Consider the following 18,467-nt stretch of genomic DNA (forward strand, 5'->3'; position numbering starts at 1 on the left):
GTCCGTCTATGCCCATTTACGAGTACCGCTGCGAGAACGGCCATCACTTCGACGTGATGCAGAAGATGACCGACAGTCCGGTGACCGAGTGCCAGGAGTGCGGCGCTCCGGTCCAGCGCGTCTTCCACCCCGTAGCTGTCCACTTCAAGGGGTCGGGCTTCTACAACACGGACTACGGCACCGCCAAGCGCAACCGCCAGACCGCGGCCTCCGCGGATTCCGGCGCGGACAAGCACGACGCCAAGCAGGCGGAGAAGAAGTCCTCGGACAGCTCGTCGAGCGCGTCCACGTCGTCCTCGACGCCCGCGAAGTCGGACACATAAGCGTTTCTGATCCGGGTTCCCACGGATCTTCATTTGCGCTCGTGTGGTCGGGTGGTGACACTCGACCGCGTCCATGTCTGCCCGCCACGTCACGCTCCTCGCCGCCCTCGCCGCCATCTGGGGCGGCTCCTACCTGCTGATCAAGTACGCGCTCGAGGGCTTCTCGGCCGCGATGATCGTGTCGCTGCGCTGCCTGCTGGCGTCGATCGTGCTGTACGCCGTGCTGCGCGTCACCGGGCAGGCGTCGCGGGCGTGGCGTGACGTGCGCGAGCGTCCGTGGTGGGCGCTGATCCTGAGCCTGAGCGCGGTGACCGCGCCGTTCCTGCTGATCACCTACGGCGAGCACGTCGTGCCGTCCGGGCTGACGGCGGTGCTGATCTCGCCCGCGTCGCTGTTCATCGCGCTGCTGGCGCCGTTCCTGCTGCCGTCCGAGCGGATCGACCGCCGGCAGGGCGTCGGGATGCTGCTCGGGCTGGCGGGCGTGATCCTGATCGTCGGCGTCGAGTCCGTGCACTCCTTGAAGGAGTTCCTGGGCGCGATGGCGATGGTCGGCGCGGCGTTCTTCTACGGGCTCTCGAGCTTCGTGGTCAAGGGCAAGTACGGCAACCTGGCCGCGGTGCAGACCACGTGGATCAGCGTGACGCTGGCCGGCCTGGTGACGCTGCCCATCGGGGTGGCGACGACGCCGGGGAACACGCCCGACGCCGGCTCGGTGGCGGCGCTGGTCGCACTCGGCGTGCTCGGCACCGCCCTGGCGTTCGTCATCTACTACGAGCTGATCGGGGCCGTCGGCGCCGGGCGCGCGGCGCTGGTCTCCTACCTGGCGCCGGGCGTGGCGCTGTTCTACGGCGCGATCTTCCTCGACGAGGCGATCACCGTCGCGGCGATCATCGGCCTGGTCGTGATCCTCGCCGGCGTCGCGATCGCCTCGCGGCCGAAGAAGGTCGCCGCTGCGGCGGGTACGCCGGCGATGGCGCGCGCTTCCTGACGGCGTGTTAGTTTCCGCCGCGTGGACCTGACGCTCTCGCCGGCGGAGGAGGAGTTCCGCGACACGCTGCGCGCGTGGATCGCCGACCACCATCCCGGGCGTGAGCCCGACGGGGACGAGGCGTCGTTCACGTTCCGCCGCGACTGGCAGCGCGCCCTCAACGAGCGCGGCTGGGCCGGGCTCACGTGGCCGACCGAGTACGGCGGGGCGGGCGCGACGCAGATCGAGCAGGCGATCCTGTTCGAGGAGTTCGCGCGGGCGCGCGCGCCACAGCTCGCGAACGTCCTCGGGCTCACCATGGGCGGGCCGACGGTGATCGCCCACGGCACGGACGAGCAGAAGGAGCGGTTCCTGGCGCCCATCCTGAGCGCGGACGAGATCTGGTGCCAGGGGTTCTCCGAGCCCGAGTCGGGCTCCGACCTCGCGTCGCTCAAGACCAAGGCCGTGCTGGACGGCGACGCGTACGTCGTCACGGGCCAGAAGGTCTGGACCACGTACGCGCATCACTCCAAGTGGTGCATGCTCCTCGCGCGCACGAACCCGGACGCGCCCAAGCACCGCGGGCTCACCTACTTCCTGCTGGACATGGAGCAGGACGGCGTCGAGGTGCGGCCGCTGGTGCAGATCACGGGCGAGGCCGAGTTCAACGAGCTGTTCATCGACGGCGCGCGGATTCCGGTCGAGAACGTCGTCGGCGGCGTCGACAACGGCTGGCGCGTGGCGATCACGACGTTGATGCACGAGCGCGCCGGGCTCGCGTTCGCGCTCCAGGCGCGCGTGCAGGTGGCGCTCAGCGAGCTCGCCGACGAGCTGAAGGGCACGAAGGATCCGCTGATCCGGCAGCGCTTCGCTCAGGTCGCGATCGAGGCGCAGGTGCTGCGGCTGCTCGCCTACCGCGGGCTCACGTCGGCAGCGAAGGGCGGCGAGCCCGGGCCCGAGGGGTCGCTGGGCAAGTGGCTGTGGGCGGACCTCAACCAGGCGCTCACGACCCTGGGGTTGGACGCGCGCGGTCCGGCGGGGCAGCTGGTCGACGACGTCTGGACCTACCGCTTCCTGCGCGCCCGCGCGAACTCGATCGAAGGCGGGACCACCGAGATCCTCAAGAACATCGTCGCCGAGCGGGTGCTGGGGCTGCCGCGCGCATGAACTTCGAGCTCACCGAGGACCAGCGCGAGATCAAGCGCACGGCACGCGACTGGCTCGCGGCGCGCTACCCGATCGCGCGGGTGCGGGAGATCGCGCTCGACGGCGCCGCGGACGACACCTGGGACGAGGTCGTAGAGCTCGGCTGGCCGGAGATCACCGACTTCGGGATGGTCGAGCTGGCGGTCGTGGCCGAGGAGCTGGGAGCGTCCCTGGCGCCGACGCCGCTCGCCTCGCACTGGGCCGCCCGGCTGCTGCATCCGGAGCTGGAGGGGCGCGGGACCGTGGCCATGTGGGACGAGGGCGGGACCGATCCCGCCGCGTCCACGATGGACGGCCCGGCCGGGACGAAGATCGCGGTGCCGGCGGCCGAAGGCGCCGACGTGTTCATCGTCACCGCGTCCGGCGGGCGTCACTTCGCGGTGCCGTCCTCGGCCGCCACGGTCGAGCCCGCCCGCGCGCTGGACCCGACCCGGCCGCTCTCCACCGTCACGTTCGACGGCGCCGGCGAGGAGCTCTCCGGCGACCACTTCGGCCGCGCCTGGCACGCGATCGCGGTCGCCGCGGCGGCGGAGTCCGTGGGGGTTGCCGCTCGGGTCACCGCCATGTCGGTGCAGTACGCGAAGGAGCGCAAGCAGTTCGACCGCCCGATCGGGTCCTACCAGGCCGTCTCCCACGCGTGCGCGCAGATGTTCCTCGAGACCGAGGGCGCCCGCAACGTCGTGCTCTGGGCCGCGTGGGCGCTCGACCATGATCCGGACGCCGCGTTCATGGCCGCCAACTCCGCGAAGGCCTACGCGAGCGACGCCGCCGTCAACGTCTGCCGCTCAGCCCTGCAGGTCCACGGCGGCATCGGCTTCACGTGGGAGCACGACCTGCACCTGTTCCTCAAGCGCGCCGAGGCGAACGCCCGCGCGTTCGGCGACTCCACCTGGCACCGCGAGCAGGTCGCGGCGGCCCACCTCTAACGCAGGAAACGGTCGACGGCGCGCTGCTTGCTCGCCTCGTCCACGGTGAGGCCGGCGCCACCGTCCGGCAACGTGACCGTGCCCGTGGGCTTGAGCACGTTCGGCTTGGCGGTGCCGGCGCTCAGCTCCGCGCCGACGACGCCGAGCAGCGTCGGGCCGGACATGTCCGAGCGGATCGCCTTGGGCGCGGCCCAGGAGACCCAGGGCAGGCGGATGAACGTCTCCAAGGAAGTGACCTTGTCCTTGATCGAGTTCATGATCTTCTGCTGGCGGCGGGCGCGGGTGAGGTCGGACTCGCGCGGGTTGCACTCGTTCTTGCGCGTGCGGGCGAGGGCGAGCGCCTGCCGGCCGTCGATCTCCTGCTCGCCGGCCTTCAGGCGCAGCGTGTAGCCGCCGTTCTTGAAGCCGCCGTTGATGCGGGAGACGACGCAGCCGCCGCGGTAGGTCACGCCGCCGAGCGCGTCGATCAGCTGCGGGAAGTTCTCGAAGTTGACCTCGACGAGGTGGTTGACCGGGATGCCGAGGTAGCTCTCGACCGTGCGGATCGCCAGCGCCGGGCCGCCGAGCGCGTAGGCGGCGTTGATCTTGTTCTGGCCGTGCCCCGGGATCTCCACGACGGTGTCGCGCGGGATGGACAGGGTCGCGTTGCTGCCGCCGCCGATGCGCAGCAGCAGGATCGAGTCCGACCGGGACGCCTCGCCGATCTTGTTCGCACCGGGCTCCTTGGAGTCCTTGGTGCGGGCGTCCGATCCGAGGACGAGCACCGTGTTCGGCGACGTGAGCGGGTAGCCGGCCCCGCCGAGCTCGGCGTCGGCGGCGTCGGACACCGAGGCCGACTGGATCTGGGCCGAGATCAGGAACAGCACCAGCGAGATCGCCAACCACGCGACGACGCCGGTGACCAGCCAGCGCAGCAGCCGCCAGACGCCGAAGCGCCGGCGGTGCCCCGGGCGGCGCCGCGGAAACGGCAGCCGGCGGCGGCGTCGCGGCGGTGGCGCTTCGTCCCAGCCCTGCGGCGCGGGCGGCTCCGGCTGCACCGCACCGTCGTCGTCGCGCCGCCGGAAGAGCTTCGGCTTGGAGCGATAAACCGTGTACGGAGGCTTGTCGTCGGGGGAATCGGCCATGCGGGAGCGGTAGTGTTGGCCGACATGGCCGAGGGCTACGTCATCGGCGTCGACCTCGGCGGCACGAAGCTGCTGGCGGGAGCGGTCGGCGCGGATCTATCGGTGATCCACCGTACCAACCGCCCTGTCTATGGGCTCTCGCAGGATGAACTCGTGCAGATGGTCGCCGATGCGGTCGACGAGATCAGAACCGCGGTCGGCGAGATCCGGGCGATCGGGTTCGGGATCCCGTGCACATTCGACTCGCGCAGCGGGATGGCGGTGCAGGCCGTCAACGTCCCGCTCAAGGACATCGCCTTCGGCGACGTGATGGCCGAGCGCCTGCAGATGCCGGTCGTCGTGGACAACGACGCCAACTGCCATACCGTGTGCGAGTCGCGGCTCGGCGTGGCCAAGGGTGCGACCGAGGTGACGCTGCTCACGCTCGGCACCGGGATCGGCGGCGGCCTGCTGCTGCGCGGCGAGGTCTACCGCGGCTGGATCATGGGCGGCGCCGAGATGGGGCACATGATCGTCGACATGGACGGCCGCCCGTGCCAGGGCAACTGCCCCAACTGGGGCTGCCTGGAGTCGGTGGCGTCCGGCACCGCGCTCGTGCGCGAGGCGTCGCTGGCCGTGGCCAAGCGCCCCGACACCGCGCTCGGCGAGGCGCTCGAGGAGGGCCGTGAGCTCACCGGCCCGCTGATCACCGAGCTGGCCACCGCCGGGGACCCGGTGGCCCGGGACGCGATCGAGACGATCGGCCGCGCGCTCGGCGTCGGCATCGTCAACCTCGTGAACACGTTCAACCCGCAGGTGGTCGTGATCGGCGGCGGCGTGATCGCGGCCGGGGAACTGCTGCTCGAGCCGGCTCGAGAGGTGATGCGCCAGCGCGCGCTCTCGCCGGCGAAGGACGTCGTGCGCGTCGAAGCCGCGCGCTTCGGCCCGGAGGCGGGGATGATCGGCGCGGGCCTGCTCGCCCGCGACCTGCTCGACGGCAAGCCGACGGGCGCGATCGAAGCCGGCGTCACTCGCCTGGCGGCTCGCGACGCTGCGAGTACTCGCCCAGCGGGCTCGCACTCGCGCGAATCGTCATCGTGAGCGGGCGCCTGGTCGTCTGCCCGACCCCGATCGGGAACCTCGAGGACATCACGCTGCGCGTGCTCGCGGCGCTGCGGGAGGCGGACGTGATCGCGTGCGAGGACACCCGCCACACGCAGGGCCTGCTCAGGCGCCATGGCATCGAGGCCCGGCTCGTCTCCTACCACGAGCACAACGAGCGCGCCCGCGCGGCTGAGCTCGTCGAGCGCATGCGCGAGGGCGCGACGGTGGCGCTGGTCAGCGACGCCGGCATGCCGCTCGTCAGCGACCCCGGCTATGACCTCGTCCAGGCCGCGATCGCCGCCGACCTGCGTGTCGAGGTGCTGCCCGGCCCGTCGGCGACGCTCACCGCGCTCGTCGCCAGCGGCCTGCCCAACGATGCCTGGCGCTTCGCGGGCTTTCTCCCGCGCAAGGCGGGTCCGCTGCGGGAGGTGTTCGCAGCGCCGGAGACCGTCGTGGCGTTCGAGTCGCCGCGGCGCGTCGGTGCGTCGCTGAAGATCCTCGCCGACCTGGACCCCGAGCGCCCCGTCGCCGTCTGCCGCGAGCTGACGAAGCTGCACGAGGAGATCGTCCGCGGGAGCGCCGCCGAACTCGCGGGGCGCTACGCCGACCAGGACCCGCGCGGCGAGATCGTCCTCGTGATCGGGGGCGCGCCGAAATCCGCGGGACTCGATCCGGAGGCGGTCGAGGCCGTGCGGGCCTTGGTCGACGCGGGAGCCCGCGCGAAGACGGCCGCGAAGGTCGTCTCCGACCTCACCGGCGCGCCCTCGAACGAGCTCTACCGCGCTCTGTTGACCTGATAGGTCCCGATCATCCCGGCCATCATGTGCGACTCCACGTGGCAGTGGTACATCCACGTGCCGGGGTCGCGCTCGCGCCAGCGGATGCGGGCCGACTCGGCCGGGCCGAGCGTGATGGTGTCCACCGGCACGCCCAGCGGGTTGCGCCAGCGGTGGCCGTGGACGTGGAACGTGTGGTGCTCGGAGCCGATCACGGCGACGTCCCACTGCACGAGCTCGCCGACGCGGGACTTGAACACCGGCGTGTTGCCGACGAACGCGCGCCCGTTGACGGCCTGGAACTGGCCCATGGGCGAGAAGATCACGACGTACTCGCGGTCCGGCGCGCGCTCCTTGCGGCCCAGGATCGAGAGCATCCCGAACATCCCGCCCTCCAGCGACGGCGTCATGTCCGGCCCGTGATCGTGATACGGCCACGCGCCCGCGGAGTCCTTGCCCGCGGTGAGCTTGTAGGTCCACGTCTGACCGGGCTTGACGTCCGCGTCCTTGCCGGAGTAGCCGGGCAGGTAGGAGCCGTCGGAGTCGGGCTTGTACTCGACGCCGTGGAAGTGCATCGAGTGCGACCGGTTGAACGCCGTGTCGAGGTTCTTGAAGTGCACGCGGATCTTGTCGCCGACGCGGGCGCGGATCAGCGGCCCCGGGATGAGGTCGGTGTTGCCCGAGCCGGGCGCCGACACGTTCGCCAGCGGCTTCTTCCAGCCCTTCGTGTAGCGCCGGTAGACGACCGTGCCGAAGACGGTCTGCTCGGGGGTGAGCTTGGTGTCGTGGATCGCGTCGCGCTGGTTGGGCGCGATGTTGAGCGTCACCGGCACGGCGGCCACCCAGTACTCGCGGGTGGCCGCCGACGCGGACGGGGCCGCGAGCAAGCTCGCGGCCCCGCACAGCACCATTGCGGTCAGGCGCCTCACTGAACGGTGACGGAACCGACCATGAACGGGTGGATGACGCAGTAGTACGTGTACTTGCCGGGCGTGTCGAACTTCACGCTCGCCTCGCCGGGCAGCGGCGTGCCGGACGCGGCGTCCAGGACGCCGGAGTTCCAGAAGCCGTTGCCGTGCAGCGTCGGGCTCATCGAGACGGGCGTGACGTCGCTCGGGTAGATCGCCTTCGGGTCGATCGCCGGTGACTCGAACGACTTGGCGATCGCGCCGATGTAGGAGTTCGGGTCGGTGATGTCGCCCGGACCGAACGTGGCCGTGTGCGGCTCGTAGCTGCCCTTGGTCATCGCGAACTTGACCGTGGTGCCCGGGGCGACGGTGAGGTTCGCCGGAACCATGCCCAGGTACTCGACGCCGCCCTTGGCCGCCACGCCGAGCGCGACGGTGCTGGCCGGCTGCTCGGCCGTGGCGAGGCCCTCGGCGGCGGCGAGGGCCGCGTCGGACTGCTTCTTGATCGCGGCCGCGTCCTGCTTGGCCGTCGGCGTCTTGGCGCCCTTCTTGACGACCTTGACCGTCGCCTTCATGCCGTTGTGGATGTCGCAGTAGACGGTGTACCTACCGGCCTTGGAGAACTTGACCGTCATCGGCTTGGCCTTCTCGCTCGGCAGGCCCGACTGGATGGCCTCGGCGCCCGTGTAGGTGAACTTCTTGCCGAAGCCGGCCGCGGCCACGACCGCCGGGTTCAGGCCCATCGCGTCCTGGCCGTTGAACCAGAACGGGGCGCCCGCGGCGTCGTTGAGGCCCGCGACCTTCTGGCCGCTGGGGATGAGGAACGGCGCCGCGCCCTCACCCTTCTTGGGCACGTGGACGTTGTGGAAGCCGGCCGGGACGAACTTCACCGAATCACCGGCGGCCACCGTCAGCTTGCTCGGGAAGAACGCGTTGGCGACCGTCGCCTCGCCGAGCTTCTTGGTCGTCGCCGGCGGTGAGCCGACGTACATCTCTTTCGTCTTCGCCTGCGCCATGGCCGGCACAGCAAGCGTGATCACGGCGGCGGCGACCACGGTGCGGAGGGGATTCATGCGGAGCAAGAAACGCCGCCACGCAGCGGAAGTCAAGCGTTCGACCAAACTGTGGTGCTGGCTCGTGAGCGGGGTGCGGCTATCCGCCCTGAGGACGGCGGAGAACTCCATCGCACCGCTTTGGCGCACCCGAGATAGTCGCGTCCGATGCGCCGCTGCCTGTTCCCGATCGCCGTCCTGCTCGCCCTGCCCGCGCCCGCCTTCGCGCAGCACGACCACGGCACCAAGCACGCTGGGCCCGCCGTCCCGATCTACAACGCGTCGTTCGCGGTTCCGCACCTGGACGTGCTCGCCGGCGACACGGTGACCTGGCACAACGCCTCCCTGCGCGCGCACGACGTGGCCGCCGAGGACCGCAGCTTCGCGTCCCCGCGCCTGCTGATGGACGCGATGTACGAGCACCGCTTCGACACGCCCGGGACCTACGCGTACCTGTGCCGGCTGCACCCGGCGATGCGCGGCGGCATCGCGGTCCACCGGCTGCTCCTGGACGCCGCGAAGGAGCCCGCCGCGCCCGGCCGTCCGTACACGCTCAAGGGCCGCGCCGCGTTGCCGGACGGCGCGACCGTCTCGATCCAGGCCGACGGCGCCGAACGGGCCACGGCCACCGTCAAGGCCGGCGCGTTCAGCGCGACCTTCACGCCGAGCGCGACCGCGAGCTACACCGCGGTCGCGGGCGGGGAGTCCGCACCGCCCGTCCAGCTGCTGGTGCTCGACCGCAAGGTGAGCGCCGCGCAGCACGGCCGTACGGTCGTCGCCCGGGTCACGCCCGCGAGCCCCGGCGCCACCGTCGTCCTCCAGCTCAAGCTCAAGGAGCGCTTCGGCTGGTGGCCCGTGAAGGCGGCGAAGACAAATGCCGCGGGCAGCGTCCGGTTCAAGCTCCCGACAGACCGCAAGGTGCAGGCCCGCGTGCTGCTCACCGCGTCCGACGAGGCGACCGAGCTCGCGCGCAGCGCCACGTTCCGCCTACGCTAGGCGGCATGCCCAGGATCCTGGTGGTCGGCGGTGGCGCGATCGGCGGCATCACCGCCGCGGGAGCGGCCGCCGACGTCGTCGTGCTCGACGCCAACGAGGTGCACGCGGCCAAGCTCAACGACCCCGGCCTCGTCATCAACGGCGCCGACCCGCAGCCCCTGCGCGCGGTCACCACGATCCAAGCGCTGGAGGGCGAGTTCGACTTCGCGCTGATCGCCGTCAAGTCCCCGCTGCACGCCACGGTGATCCCGCCGCTGGTGGAGCGCGGCGGCATCGGCGCGTTCGTCACGCTCGGCAACGGGCTCATCCAGGACCGGGTGGAGGCCATCGTCGGGAAGGGCAACCTGCTCGCCTGCCTCGTCGAGTGGGGCGGATCCAACGTCGGCCCGGGCGAACTGGTCCGCGACTCCGAGGGCGGATACGTGGTCGGCGAGCTCGACGGGGCGATCACCGACCGCGCGCGGGCGCTGGCCGAAGCGTTGCAGCCGCTCGGCCACACGCGTGTGACCGACAACGTGCGCGGCATGATCTGGACCAAGCTGCAGGTCAACTCGACCTTCACCGGGCTCTCGGCCATCTCCGGCCTGCGCTACGGCGGCGTCGCCGAGCAGGGTCCGGACGCCGTGTTCGCGCTGTGGGAGGAGGGCGTGCGGGTGGCCCGCGCGCAAGGGCTGGAGCTCGGCGAGATGCACGGCGTCCACGCGTACGAGTTCAGCCCCGAGGGCCTGGCGCGCATGATGGAGCACATGGCCAACGTGCGGCCCTCGATGCTGCAGGACCTCGACGCCGGCCGCGAGACCGAGGTCGACGTCGTCAACGGCGGCGTGGCGGCCAAGGGCCGGGAGCTGAACCTCCCGACCCCGTGCAACGACAAGGTCGTCGAGCTCGTGCACTCGATGGAGCGCGGCGAGCGCGCTCCCAGCCCTGACTATCTCGCCTACGTCAGCGCCGCGCAGATCACGAGCGCGGCCGACAGCTGAATGCCGGCGGTCACGTAGGCCGCCGGGTGCACCCGCTCGGTGGCGCCGTCGAAGCAGTGATCGGCCAGCTTGCCCGGGATCAGCATGTCGAGCGCGAGGAAGCCGATGGCCTGCGTGATCACGCCGACGAGCCCGAAGACGCCGGCGTCGACCAGGCCGTCCCAGCCCGCGCCCGTGAAGTAGATCGAGAACCACAGGATCAGGCCGAGCGACACGAGGCCGGTGGCGGCGATCAGCCCGGCGCCTCGGTTGCCCTCCATGACGTGGCTGCCGAGATGCCCTGGCGTGAGCAGGTCGAGTGCGATGAACCCGACCAACAGGACGGCGAGGCCGACGCCGGAGTAGGCGAGGGTCTGCAGGACGAGCTCAAACACGGATGGCGCTCCCTCTCTCAGTCATCTATTACGTGCGGAACGAACCGCGACAGGTTGTTCGTGACGAGCCCGTTCGACTCGCGGATGCCGAGCCCTGCCGGCTCCATGTCGACGGTCCACACGCCCAACACGGGGTGATTGCCGTCGTAGTCGCCGAGGTCGGTGTACTGCTGGACGACGAAGCCCTCCTCGCCGTAGCCCTGGTCAGGGCCGCGGTCCGCTTCGTCGCCGTCGATCACGATCACCGAGTTCGCGCCCTCTCGCGCGAGCAGCGGCTTCTTCACGTAGCTGGAGAGCTTGTGCTCCTCGCCCTCGAAGAACGCGGGAAGCAGGTTCGGGTGGTCCGGGTACAGGCGCCACAGCACCGGCAGGATGCCCTTGTTGGACCACATCATCTTCCAGATCGGCTCGATCCACAGCGTCTGGTTCTGCTCGTCGCCCATCCGGTTCAGGGCGGCCTCCGCGAACTCCTCGTGGACGAGCCACTCCCACGGGTAGAGCTTGAAGATGCTGCGCATCGAGCGCCCTTCGCGGTCCACGAAGCCGACGTGCTGGTGTAGGCCCATCTGCTCGATCGGCAGCAGCTCGCACGTGAACCCGGCCTCGCGCGCGACCTCGACCATGTAGGCCGCGGTCATGAAGTCCTCGCCGGACTTCTCCGCGCTGGTGTGGACGAAGTGCACGCGGTCGCCCGGCAGCCGCGGCAGCAGCTCCTTCCAGCGCTGGACCAGCAGCTCGTGGACCATGTTCCACTGGTCGCCGCCCGCGCCGTAGACGTCCTGCACCCAGTGCCACTGGATCGCCGTCTCCACCAACGCGGTCGGCGTGTCCGCGTTGTACTCGAGCATCTTGAAGCCGTCCTCGCCGTAGGCGAAGTCGAAGCGCCCGTAGACCATCGGCGGCTCGGACTCCCACGTCTCCTTGATGCGCGGGACCGCCCAGCCGGGGATGCCCAGCTCCGAGAACAGGTTGCTCTCGATGATGTAGTCACCGGCCTCGACGAGCATCTCCATCAGGAGGCGCACGCTCGCCTCCATCTCGTAGACCTCGTCGCTGGTGAGCGTGTACGCGTTCGACTCGTGCCAGTAGGGCATCATCGACCCGTCCGGCAGCTCGGTCTTCCAGTAGATGAGGCCCTGCTGCTCGATGATCGTCGGCCAGCCCTGGCGAGGCTCAACCTCGATCCGGTACACCGCGGCTCAGCCTCCGGAGGAGCGGGAGGAGGCGACCGAGCGCCCGACGCCGCTCGCGCTGGTGCCGCGGCTGGAGGAGCCGAAGCCGCCGCGGCGCGCGTTCTCCGCGACGTTGGAGGCCGAGACGCGCTCGCCGCCCTTGAGCTTGGTACCCGTGGTGTAGCGGCTGCCGCTGACGGGGCTGCCGCCGTAGAACCAGAAGAACGCGCCGCCGCCTCCGCCGTTGCCGGCGTAGGCCTCGTCGTCGCAGTAGCGGTTCTCGACGATCTGGTCGTTCTCGTCGACGCAGTACGCGCTCTCCTCGTCGTCGCCGCAGGCGGCGAACGCGATCGCGAGGACGGGCACGGCCAGCAGCGGGACGGCGCGGGAACGGAGGCGTCGGCGTTCTGGGGTCACTTCATCTCTTCCTTGGAGGCCTCGTTGGCGTGGATGCGACGCAAGGCTTCGACCACCTCGGGGTGCGATACCCGCGCGCGGAGCTTGTCCATCTCCGCTTCAAGGATGGCCATCACGTGCTCAATATCGTCGTCGAGCTCAGGAGTTTCGTCACGCCCGTGTATCCGGGCCTCGCGGATCTCGTCCGCGAGCAGGCCGGTGAGGATGGCGACGGAGCCGAGCCCGCCCGCCATCACGAACATCGCGACCCAGCGGCCGGCGATCGAATCCGGCGCGAAGTCGCCGTACCCCACCGTGGTGAGCGTGACGATCGCCCACCACATGCCGTCGATCCAGTCGACGGGGTTGTCGGGGGGATCGTTCTCGACGAGGCTGAAGAACCCCCCGCCGAGGATGACGGTGGACACCAGCAGGTACAGGCAGGCCCGTCCGGGAAACTGTGCGATGAAGCGCAGGATGCGGCTCAAGGAGACGCAAGGCTAACGAGAGTCGCGGCGGTCTGCATGCGGTACGAGTCCCGCTAACGTCTCCGGGCGCGATGGCCTACTACGTCACGACGCCGATCTACTACGTCAACGCGGCGCCCCATCTGGGTCACGCGTACACCACGATCGGCGCCGACATCCTGGCCCGCCACATGCGCCAGCGCGGGGAGGAGGTCTTCTTCCTCACGGGCACGGACGAGCACGGCGAGCCCGTCGCGCAGGCGGCCGAGAAGCTCGGGATGACGCCGAAGGAGCTCGCGGACAAGAACGCCGAGCGCTTCCTCGCGCTCGGCCCGCGCCTGAACACCACCAACGACTTCTTCATCCGCACGTCCGACCCGCGCCACAAGCGGCGCGTCCAGGACGTGATGCAGCGCATCCACGACAACGGCTTCACGTACAAGGGCGCCTACGAGGGCCTGTACTGCCCGCGCTGCGCGGATTTCAAGACCGAGCAGGAGATCGGGCCCGACCAGACGTGCCCGATCCACAAGATCCCGCTCGAGCACCAGAGCGAGGAGAACTGGTTCTTCAAGCTCTCGGCCTTCCAGGAGCGCCTGGAGGCGTTGTACGCGGACCGGCCGGGCTTCGTGGCGCCGCGCTCGCGCTACAACGAGGCGCTGTCGTTCATCCAGGGCGGGCTCAACGACGTCTCGCTCTCGCGCTCCAAGCTCACGTGGGGCGTCGAGGTGCCGTGGGACGAGGGCCACGTCTTCTACGTCTGGTTCGACGCGCTGCTGAACTACTACACGGCCTTGTCCTTCGCGCGCGAGGGCGAGGACCTCACCGACACGTTCTGGCCAGCGTTCCACATCATCGGCAAGGACATCCTGAAGTTCCACGCCGTCTTCTGGCCCGCGATGCTGATGGCGGCGGACATCGAGGTGCCGCGCGAGATCTTCATCCACGGCTTCCTGCTGCTCAACGGCGAGAAGATGTCCAAGTCGCTCGGCAACGTGCTCGATCCGTTCGAGGTCATCGATCGCTTCGGCACCGATGCGCTGCGCTACTACTGCTTCCGCGAGGTCTCGTTCGGGCAGGACGGCTCGGTCTCCACGGGCGGGTTCGAGGAGCGCTACACGAGCGAGCTCGCCAACGACTTCGGCAACCTCGCCAGCCGCGCGACGAACATGGTCGCGCGCTACTGCGACGGCGCGGCGCCCACGGCGGAGCTGGACCCGCTGCTCGCGAGCGACTTCGAAGGCCTGCTGGACGAGGTCAAGGCGCTGCTGGACAAGGCGGAGGTCACGCAGGCGCTGGACCGCATCTGGCAGCGCGTGCGGCGGCTGAACCGCTACGTCGAGGAGACGCAGCCGTGGCAGCTGGCCAAGGACGAGACGCAGGCCGAGCGGCTGCAGGTCGTCCTGCGCTCGCTCGCCGAGGGCCTGCGCGTGGTGACGGTCCTGCTCGTGCCCTACATCCCGGAGTCCACGGAGAAGCTGCTGGCCGCGCTCGGCACGCCGGACACCGACCTGGAGGGCGCCCGCTACGGCGCGCACCCCGGCGGGCAGCCGGTCGAGAAGGTCGCTCCGCTGTTCCCGAAGCCGGAATGATCGACAGCCACACGCACCTGCACGCCGACCCCGCGGTCGCGGCCGAGTGGGTCGAGGCTGCGCGGGCGGTCGGCGTGAACCGCATCCTCACGATCGGGACCGACGAGGAGTCCTGCGGCGCGGCGGTGCGGGCGGCCGAGGCGCACGAGGACGTCTTCTGCGCCGTCGGGCTGCACCCGAACTACACCACCGACTACGCGGGGATCGAGTGGTTGCGCGCGCTCGCCGACCACCCGAAGGTGCGCGCGATCGGCGAGACCGGGCTGGACGACTTCCGCGACTACGCACCGCGGGGAGACCAGGAGCGCGCGTTCGCGGACCAGATCGCGCTCGCGCGCGAGGTCGGCAAGCCGCTGGTCATCCACACGCGCGCGGCCGACGAGGACACGATCTCCACCCTGGCCCGCGACGCCGCGGAGCTCGAGGTCATCCTGCACTGCTTCTCGATGGCGGACCGGCTCCAGGAGTGCCTGGACCATGGCTGGTGGATCTCGTTCGCCGGCAACGTGACCTACCCGAAGGCGAGCGACCTGGCCGAGGCCGCGGAGAAGGTGCCGCTGGACCGGCTGCTGGTCGAGACCGACGCCCCGTACCTGACGCCGCAGGCCGTGCGCAAGGAGCGCAACCGGCCGGCGTACGTCACCCACACCGCGCGCTTCATCGCCGAGCGTCGCGGGATCGCCTACGAAGAGCTGGAAGCCGCCGTCGAGGCGAACGCTGCCAAGCTCTTCGGCTGGTGACTCAGCCTTCTCAGCCCTCCATCCGGCGCATGCGCGAGTTCGGCGTGCGGCCGAACCGTGACCTGGGCCAGAACTTCCTCGTCGACTCGAACATCCTCGACGTCATCGGGCGTCTGGCCGAGCTCGACGAGTCCGACGTCGTGCTCGAGGTGGGCGGCGGGCTCGGCGTGCTGAGCGAGTACCTGGCCGAGCGGGTCGCGCACGTGCACGTCGTGGAGCTCGACCGTGGCCTGGAGCCGGCGCTGCGCGACGCGCTGGACCCGTACGACAACACCAGCTTGCATTTAGCCGACGCGGTCAAGCTCGACCTCGATGCACTGGAGCCCGCTCCCACGAAGGTCGTCGCCAACCTGCCGTACGGCGTGGCCGCGACCGTGATCCTGCGCACGACCGAGCTGGCGAGCGTCACCACGTGGGTGGCGATGGTGCAGAAGGAGGTGGGCGAGCGCTTCGCCGCGTCCGCCTCCACGCCCGCGTACGGCGTCCCGTCCGTGCTCGCCCAGCTCGCGTGCGACGTGCGCGTCGGCCGCAAGATCCCGCGCAACGTGTTCCACCCGGTGCCGAACGTCGACTCCGTGCTGGTGGTGCTGGAGCGCCATTCGCCCGCCCCGCCCGCGTCGCTGCGGACGCTCGTGCAGCGTGGCTTCAAGCACCGCCGCAAGGCGCTCGCGAAGTCGCTGGAGCTCTCGGGCGGCGGCAAGGACGAGCGTGACCGCGCCCGCGCCGCCCTGGAGGCGATCGGGAAGCCCGCCGACGCGCGCGCCGAGTCGCTGTCGCCGCCGGAGTGGCGTGCGCTGTGGGAGCGCCTGCGGTGAGGGCGCCGGGGAAGGTCAACCTGTGCCTGCTGATCGGCGCGCCCCGTCCCGATGGCCTGCACCCGCTGGTCTCGCTGGTGCAGCCGACGGACCTGGCCGACGAGTTGACGACGTCGCCCGGGGAGCGCGACGAGGTGATCTGCGCGGGCGTCGACGGCGAGAACCTCGCGTTGCGGGCGCTGCGGGAGTTCCGCGCGGCGACGGGGTGGGACGGGCCGCCGCTGCGGATCGAGATCACCAAGCGGATCCCGATCGCGGCGGGCATGGCGGGTGGGTCGAGCGACGCGGCGGCCGCGCTGAGGCTGATCAGCGAAGCGAGTGGCATCCCCGTCCCCGACGACGTGCCGATGCGGCTCGGCGCCGACGTGACCGTGATGCTGCACGCGCAGCGCGCGCTGATGACCGGAGCGGGGGAGTTTGTGGAGCCGTTGCCCGGGAACAAGCCGCCGCTGATCGTCGTGCCGCTCGGCGCCGCGCTCGGCGCGGGTGAGGTGTACCGCGAGTTCGACGCGCACGACCGGCCGCGGACGCCGGAAGAGCTCGAAGCCGCCGCGGCCGCGTTGCGCGACGGGACGTTCGAGTACGTCAACGACCTGGAGCCCGCCGCGCGCCGTCTGTGCCCGCTGATCGACCCGGCGCTGGACGCCCTGCGCGCGGTCGGCGCCGAGCACGCGATGGTCACCGGATCCGGCCCGACGGTGTTCGGGATCAGCGCCGACCCGGAGGCCCTCGCCTTCCTGCAGCGCACGTACCCGCGTGCGGTGGCCGCGTGAAGTTCACCTGGCTGCTCGCGGCCGCGGCGCTCGCCGGCTGGCTGATCATCCGCCGCCACAAGCAGCACCGCTGGGTGCAGGTCGCCGAGGTGGTCGCGATCGTCGGCGCGTGCCTGGTCGGCCTCGGCGTGATCGAGCTGCCGAACTTCGAGCACATCCTCGAGGACGCCGGCCGCGCGCTGGGCAAGTGGACCTATCTGGCCGTCGGCCTGCTGGCGTTCCTGGAGACGGGCGCGTTCCTCGGGTTCGTCGCGCCGGGCGAGACGGCCGTGATCGTCGGTGGGCTGGTCGCCGGCCAGGGCGAGATCTCGCTGCTGGCACTGATCGGGATCGTGTGGGTGTGCTGCGTGCTGGGCGACCTGACCGCGTTCGAGCTCGGCCGCCGGCTCGGCCGCCAGTGGCTGCTCACGCACGGCGAGCGGCTGAAGATCACCGAGGAGCGCCTGCAGACGGTGGAGTCGTTCCTCGACAAGCGCGGTGCGATCTTCATCGTCTTCGGTCGCTTCCTCGGCCTCGTGCGCCCGCTGATCCCGTTCACGGCGGGCGCGTCGCGGATGCCGATCCGGCGCTTCCTCCCGTACGACGTGCTCGCCGCGGGCCTGTGGTCGATCCTGTTCTGCACGCTCGGCTTCCTGTTCTGGCGGTCGATCGACCAGCTCACGACCTACGTGTCGCGCGGGCTGTTCGCGCTCGGCACGACCGTGGTCGTGATCGGCGGGATCGTCGCGCTGGTTCACCTGCGGCGCAGCCCGGAGGCCCGCGCGAAGGTCCGCGAGTTCATCTCCGAGCACGACCAAGAGCCGGGCTGGAAGCACGTCGCGAAGGTCGCGCGCCCGCTGTGGCACATGCTGCTCAGCCCGGCGGCGAGGGTCGCGGACGTCGCCGCGCGCTTCACCGCCGACCGCGTCACGCCCGGCAACCTCGGCCTCGAGCTCACGACGCTGCTGACGTTCGCGCTGGCCGGCTCGTTCAGCTTCTTCCTGATCGGCGACGCGATCCTCAACAACCCCGAGCCGCGCATCGACCGCATGGCGGCCGACCTCGCCGAACGCCTGCGCAGCGAGACGCTGGTGGATGTCGCGCGGGTCGTGACCGAGATCGGCTCCTCGCCCGTCACCGCCGCGCTGACGCTCGCGACGGCGGGGTTCGCCGCGGTCAAGCGCCGCTGGATCGACGCCGTGGCGCTCGTCGTGGGCTGGCTCGCCGTGTGGGGCGCCGTCCACTCCACCAAGACGGCCTACGACCGCGACCGGCCCGCCGAGGCGTTCACGGACACGTTCAACCAGGCGTTCCCCTCGGGCCACACCGCGTACGCGATCGGGCTGATCGCGCTGGCGACCGTCCTCGTGCGCGCCGGCGTCGGCTGGGCGGTCCGCATCGCGCTCGTCACGGTGGTGGTCATCCTGGCCGTGATCGTCGGCGTGACGCGGATCTACCTGCGGGCGCACTTCCTCACCGACGTGCTCGGCGGCGCGGCCCTGGCGATCGCGATCTGGGCGATCGTGGGCACGTTCGCGTTGTTCGCCGGGCGCGTCCGCCACAATGTGCCCAGCCAATGAGCGACAGCGAGAAGACCTACATCATCATCGGCGCCGCCGCGCTCGTCAGCCTCGTGGCCTGGCTCGTGCTGGTGGTCATCCCCGCGTGGAAGTCCTACTGGCGCCTGCGCGATCGGATCGTCGCGACCGTGCTCAGCGTCTACATCCTCGCCGCGTTCGTGCTCGCCGGCACCGGCGTCGGGCTCGCGGCGCTGTGGTACTTCAGCGACAGAGTCGAGTTGTAGAAGCAGGGGGGCAT

General features: G+C 70.7%; 21 protein-coding genes. 14 read left to right on the top strand and 7 right to left on the bottom strand.

The window, feature by feature from the left end; translation table 11 throughout:
* Positions 1-8 precede the first annotated feature (8 nt).
* The 4 genes from OJ962_RS11745 to OJ962_RS11760 all read left to right on the top strand — a co-directional run bounded on the left by OJ962_RS11745 (position 9) and on the right by OJ962_RS11760 (position 3,422).
* Positions 9-323 (top strand): FmdB family zinc ribbon protein, encoded by a 315-nt coding sequence (locus OJ962_RS11745; RefSeq protein ID WP_202956415.1) that lies wholly within the window; start codon positions 9-11, stop codon positions 321-323.
* Between the two features lie 73 nt (positions 324-396).
* Positions 397-1,311, top strand: coding sequence for a DMT family transporter (locus tag OJ962_RS11750; protein WP_202956416.1), 915 nt, complete (start codon positions 397-399; stop codon positions 1,309-1,311).
* Positions 1,312-1,332: 21 nt separating this feature from the next.
* Entirely contained in the window at positions 1,333-2,457 is a 1,125-nt protein-coding gene (locus tag OJ962_RS11755) for an acyl-CoA dehydrogenase family protein (protein ID WP_202956417.1), read from the top strand.
* On the top strand, positions 2,454-3,422 hold the full coding sequence (locus tag OJ962_RS11760) for an acyl-CoA dehydrogenase family protein (protein WP_202956418.1): 969 nt from the start codon (positions 2,454-2,456) through the stop codon (positions 3,420-3,422). The genes OJ962_RS11755 and OJ962_RS11760 overlap by 4 nt, the downstream gene beginning before the upstream one ends.
* Here the strand turns inward: OJ962_RS11760 and OJ962_RS11765 are convergent.
* Complete coding sequence (locus OJ962_RS11765) at positions 3,419-4,546, bottom strand: LCP family protein (protein ID WP_202956419.1); 1,128 nt, start codon at positions 4,544-4,546, stop codon at positions 3,419-3,421. The genes OJ962_RS11760 and OJ962_RS11765 overlap by 4 nt on opposite strands.
* Before the next feature lie 24 nt (positions 4,547-4,570).
* Between OJ962_RS11765 and OJ962_RS11770 the strand changes: the two genes are divergently transcribed.
* Positions 4,571-5,626 (top strand): ROK family protein, encoded by a 1,056-nt coding sequence (locus tag OJ962_RS11770; protein ID WP_202956420.1) that lies wholly within the window; start codon positions 4,571-4,573, stop codon positions 5,624-5,626.
* On the top strand, positions 5,623-6,426 hold the full coding sequence (gene rsmI / locus OJ962_RS11775) for a 16S rRNA (cytidine(1402)-2'-O)-methyltransferase (RefSeq protein WP_202956421.1): 804 nt from the start codon (positions 5,623-5,625) through the stop codon (positions 6,424-6,426). The genes OJ962_RS11770 and rsmI overlap by 4 nt, the downstream gene beginning before the upstream one ends.
* Here rsmI and OJ962_RS11780 read toward each other — a convergent pair.
* Both OJ962_RS11780 and OJ962_RS11785 read right to left on the bottom strand, forming a co-directional pair.
* Positions 6,405-7,334: a multicopper oxidase domain-containing protein gene (locus OJ962_RS11780; RefSeq protein WP_202956422.1), complete on the bottom strand. Its 930-nt coding sequence runs from the start codon at positions 7,332-7,334 to the stop codon at positions 6,405-6,407. The two genes, rsmI and OJ962_RS11780, sit on opposite strands and share 22 nt — an antisense overlap.
* Positions 7,331-8,386 carry a plastocyanin/azurin family copper-binding protein gene (locus tag OJ962_RS11785; protein WP_202956423.1) on the bottom strand — a complete coding sequence of 352 codons (1,056 nt, stop codon included), beginning with the start codon at positions 8,384-8,386 and terminating at the stop codon, positions 7,331-7,333. Before OJ962_RS11785 ends, OJ962_RS11780 begins: the two co-directional genes overlap by 4 nt.
* A gap of 147 nt (positions 8,387-8,533) precedes the next feature.
* Between OJ962_RS11785 and OJ962_RS11790 the strand changes: the two genes are divergently transcribed.
* Positions 8,534-9,361, top strand: a complete 828-nt coding sequence (locus OJ962_RS11790; RefSeq protein WP_202956424.1) for a cupredoxin domain-containing protein — start codon at positions 8,534-8,536, stop codon at positions 9,359-9,361.
* Between the two features lie 5 nt (positions 9,362-9,366).
* A complete protein-coding gene (locus OJ962_RS11795) occupies positions 9,367-10,341 on the top strand; it encodes a ketopantoate reductase family protein (protein WP_202956425.1) in 975 nt (324 codons plus the stop codon).
* On the opposite strand, the gene OJ962_RS11800 is transcribed toward OJ962_RS11795, so the two are convergent.
* Genes OJ962_RS11800 through OJ962_RS11815 form a run of 4 tightly spaced genes read right to left on the bottom strand, consistent with a single transcriptional unit; the run spans position 10,299 to position 12,771 of the window.
* Entirely contained in the window at positions 10,299-10,715 is a 417-nt protein-coding gene (locus OJ962_RS11800; RefSeq protein ID WP_202956426.1) for a DUF350 domain-containing protein, read from the bottom strand. The genes OJ962_RS11795 and OJ962_RS11800 overlap by 43 nt on opposite strands.
* Positions 10,716-10,732: 17 nt before the next feature.
* Positions 10,733-11,908, bottom strand: a complete 1,176-nt coding sequence (locus OJ962_RS11805; RefSeq protein WP_202956427.1) for a glutathionylspermidine synthase family protein — start codon at positions 11,906-11,908, stop codon at positions 10,733-10,735.
* A 6-nt stretch (positions 11,909-11,914) separates the two neighbouring features.
* Positions 11,915-12,304, bottom strand: coding sequence for a hypothetical protein (locus OJ962_RS11810; protein WP_202956428.1), 390 nt, complete (start codon positions 12,302-12,304; stop codon positions 11,915-11,917).
* Positions 12,301-12,771 (bottom strand): potassium channel family protein, encoded by a 471-nt coding sequence (locus OJ962_RS11815; protein WP_202956429.1) that lies wholly within the window; start codon positions 12,769-12,771, stop codon positions 12,301-12,303. The genes OJ962_RS11810 and OJ962_RS11815 overlap by 4 nt, the downstream gene beginning before the upstream one ends.
* A 71-nt stretch (positions 12,772-12,842) precedes the next feature.
* Here OJ962_RS11815 and metG point away from each other — a divergent pair, with 71 nt between their 5' ends.
* From metG to OJ962_RS11845, 6 genes are read left to right on the top strand one after another with little or no spacing between them, the layout of a single operon-like run.
* Positions 12,843-14,342 carry a methionine--tRNA ligase gene (metG, locus tag OJ962_RS11820; protein WP_202956430.1) on the top strand — a complete coding sequence of 500 codons (1,500 nt, stop codon included), beginning with the start codon at positions 12,843-12,845 and terminating at the stop codon, positions 14,340-14,342.
* The gene (locus OJ962_RS11825; RefSeq protein WP_202956431.1) at positions 14,339-15,082 is read left to right on the top strand and encodes a TatD family hydrolase; all 744 of its coding nucleotides are present in this window, start codon (positions 14,339-14,341) and stop codon (positions 15,080-15,082) included. The genes metG and OJ962_RS11825 overlap by 4 nt, the downstream gene beginning before the upstream one ends.
* Positions 15,079-15,897, top strand: coding sequence for a 16S rRNA (adenine(1518)-N(6)/adenine(1519)-N(6))-dimethyltransferase RsmA (gene rsmA, locus OJ962_RS11830; protein WP_202956432.1), 819 nt, complete (start codon positions 15,079-15,081; stop codon positions 15,895-15,897). The genes OJ962_RS11825 and rsmA overlap by 4 nt, the downstream gene beginning before the upstream one ends.
* Positions 15,894-16,670, top strand: a complete 777-nt coding sequence (locus tag OJ962_RS11835; RefSeq protein WP_202956433.1) for a 4-(cytidine 5'-diphospho)-2-C-methyl-D-erythritol kinase — start codon at positions 15,894-15,896, stop codon at positions 16,668-16,670. The genes rsmA and OJ962_RS11835 overlap by 4 nt, the downstream gene beginning before the upstream one ends.
* Positions 16,667-18,229, top strand: coding sequence for a bifunctional DedA family/phosphatase PAP2 family protein (locus OJ962_RS11840; RefSeq protein WP_202956434.1), 1,563 nt, complete (start codon positions 16,667-16,669; stop codon positions 18,227-18,229). The genes OJ962_RS11835 and OJ962_RS11840 overlap by 4 nt, the downstream gene beginning before the upstream one ends.
* Positions 18,226-18,453 (top strand): hypothetical protein, encoded by a 228-nt coding sequence (locus tag OJ962_RS11845; RefSeq protein ID WP_202956435.1) that lies wholly within the window; start codon positions 18,226-18,228, stop codon positions 18,451-18,453. The genes OJ962_RS11840 and OJ962_RS11845 overlap by 4 nt, the downstream gene beginning before the upstream one ends.
* Positions 18,454-18,467 lie beyond the last annotated feature (14 nt).

This window comes from Solirubrobacter deserti (genome assembly GCF_027587175.1).
Classification (GTDB): domain Bacteria; phylum Actinomycetota; class Thermoleophilia; order Solirubrobacterales; family Solirubrobacteraceae; genus Solirubrobacter; species Solirubrobacter deserti.

Coding starts and splice junctions, on each gene's coding strand:
- OJ962_RS11745 (WP_202956415.1), top strand. CDS start 9: ATGCCCATTTACGAGTACCGCTGCGAGAACGGCCATCACTTCGACGTG.
- OJ962_RS11750 (WP_202956416.1), top strand. CDS start 397: ATGTCTGCCCGCCACGTCACGCTCCTCGCCGCCCTCGCCGCCATCTGG.
- OJ962_RS11760 (WP_202956418.1), top strand. CDS start 2,454: ATGAACTTCGAGCTCACCGAGGACCAGCGCGAGATCAAGCGCACGGCA.
- OJ962_RS11765 (WP_202956419.1), bottom strand. CDS start 4,546: ATGGCCGATTCCCCCGACGACAAGCCTCCGTACACGGTTTATCGCTCC.
- OJ962_RS11770 (WP_202956420.1), top strand. CDS start 4,571: ATGGCCGAGGGCTACGTCATCGGCGTCGACCTCGGCGGCACGAAGCTG.
- OJ962_RS11785 (WP_202956423.1), bottom strand. CDS start 8,386: ATGAATCCCCTCCGCACCGTGGTCGCCGCCGCCGTGATCACGCTTGCT.
- OJ962_RS11790 (WP_202956424.1), top strand. CDS start 8,534: ATGCGCCGCTGCCTGTTCCCGATCGCCGTCCTGCTCGCCCTGCCCGCG.
- OJ962_RS11795 (WP_202956425.1), top strand. CDS start 9,367: ATGCCCAGGATCCTGGTGGTCGGCGGTGGCGCGATCGGCGGCATCACC.
- metG (WP_202956430.1), top strand. CDS start 12,843: ATGGCCTACTACGTCACGACGCCGATCTACTACGTCAACGCGGCGCCC.
- OJ962_RS11825 (WP_202956431.1), top strand. CDS start 14,339: ATGATCGACAGCCACACGCACCTGCACGCCGACCCCGCGGTCGCGGCC.
- OJ962_RS11845 (WP_202956435.1), top strand. CDS start 18,226: ATGAGCGACAGCGAGAAGACCTACATCATCATCGGCGCCGCCGCGCTC.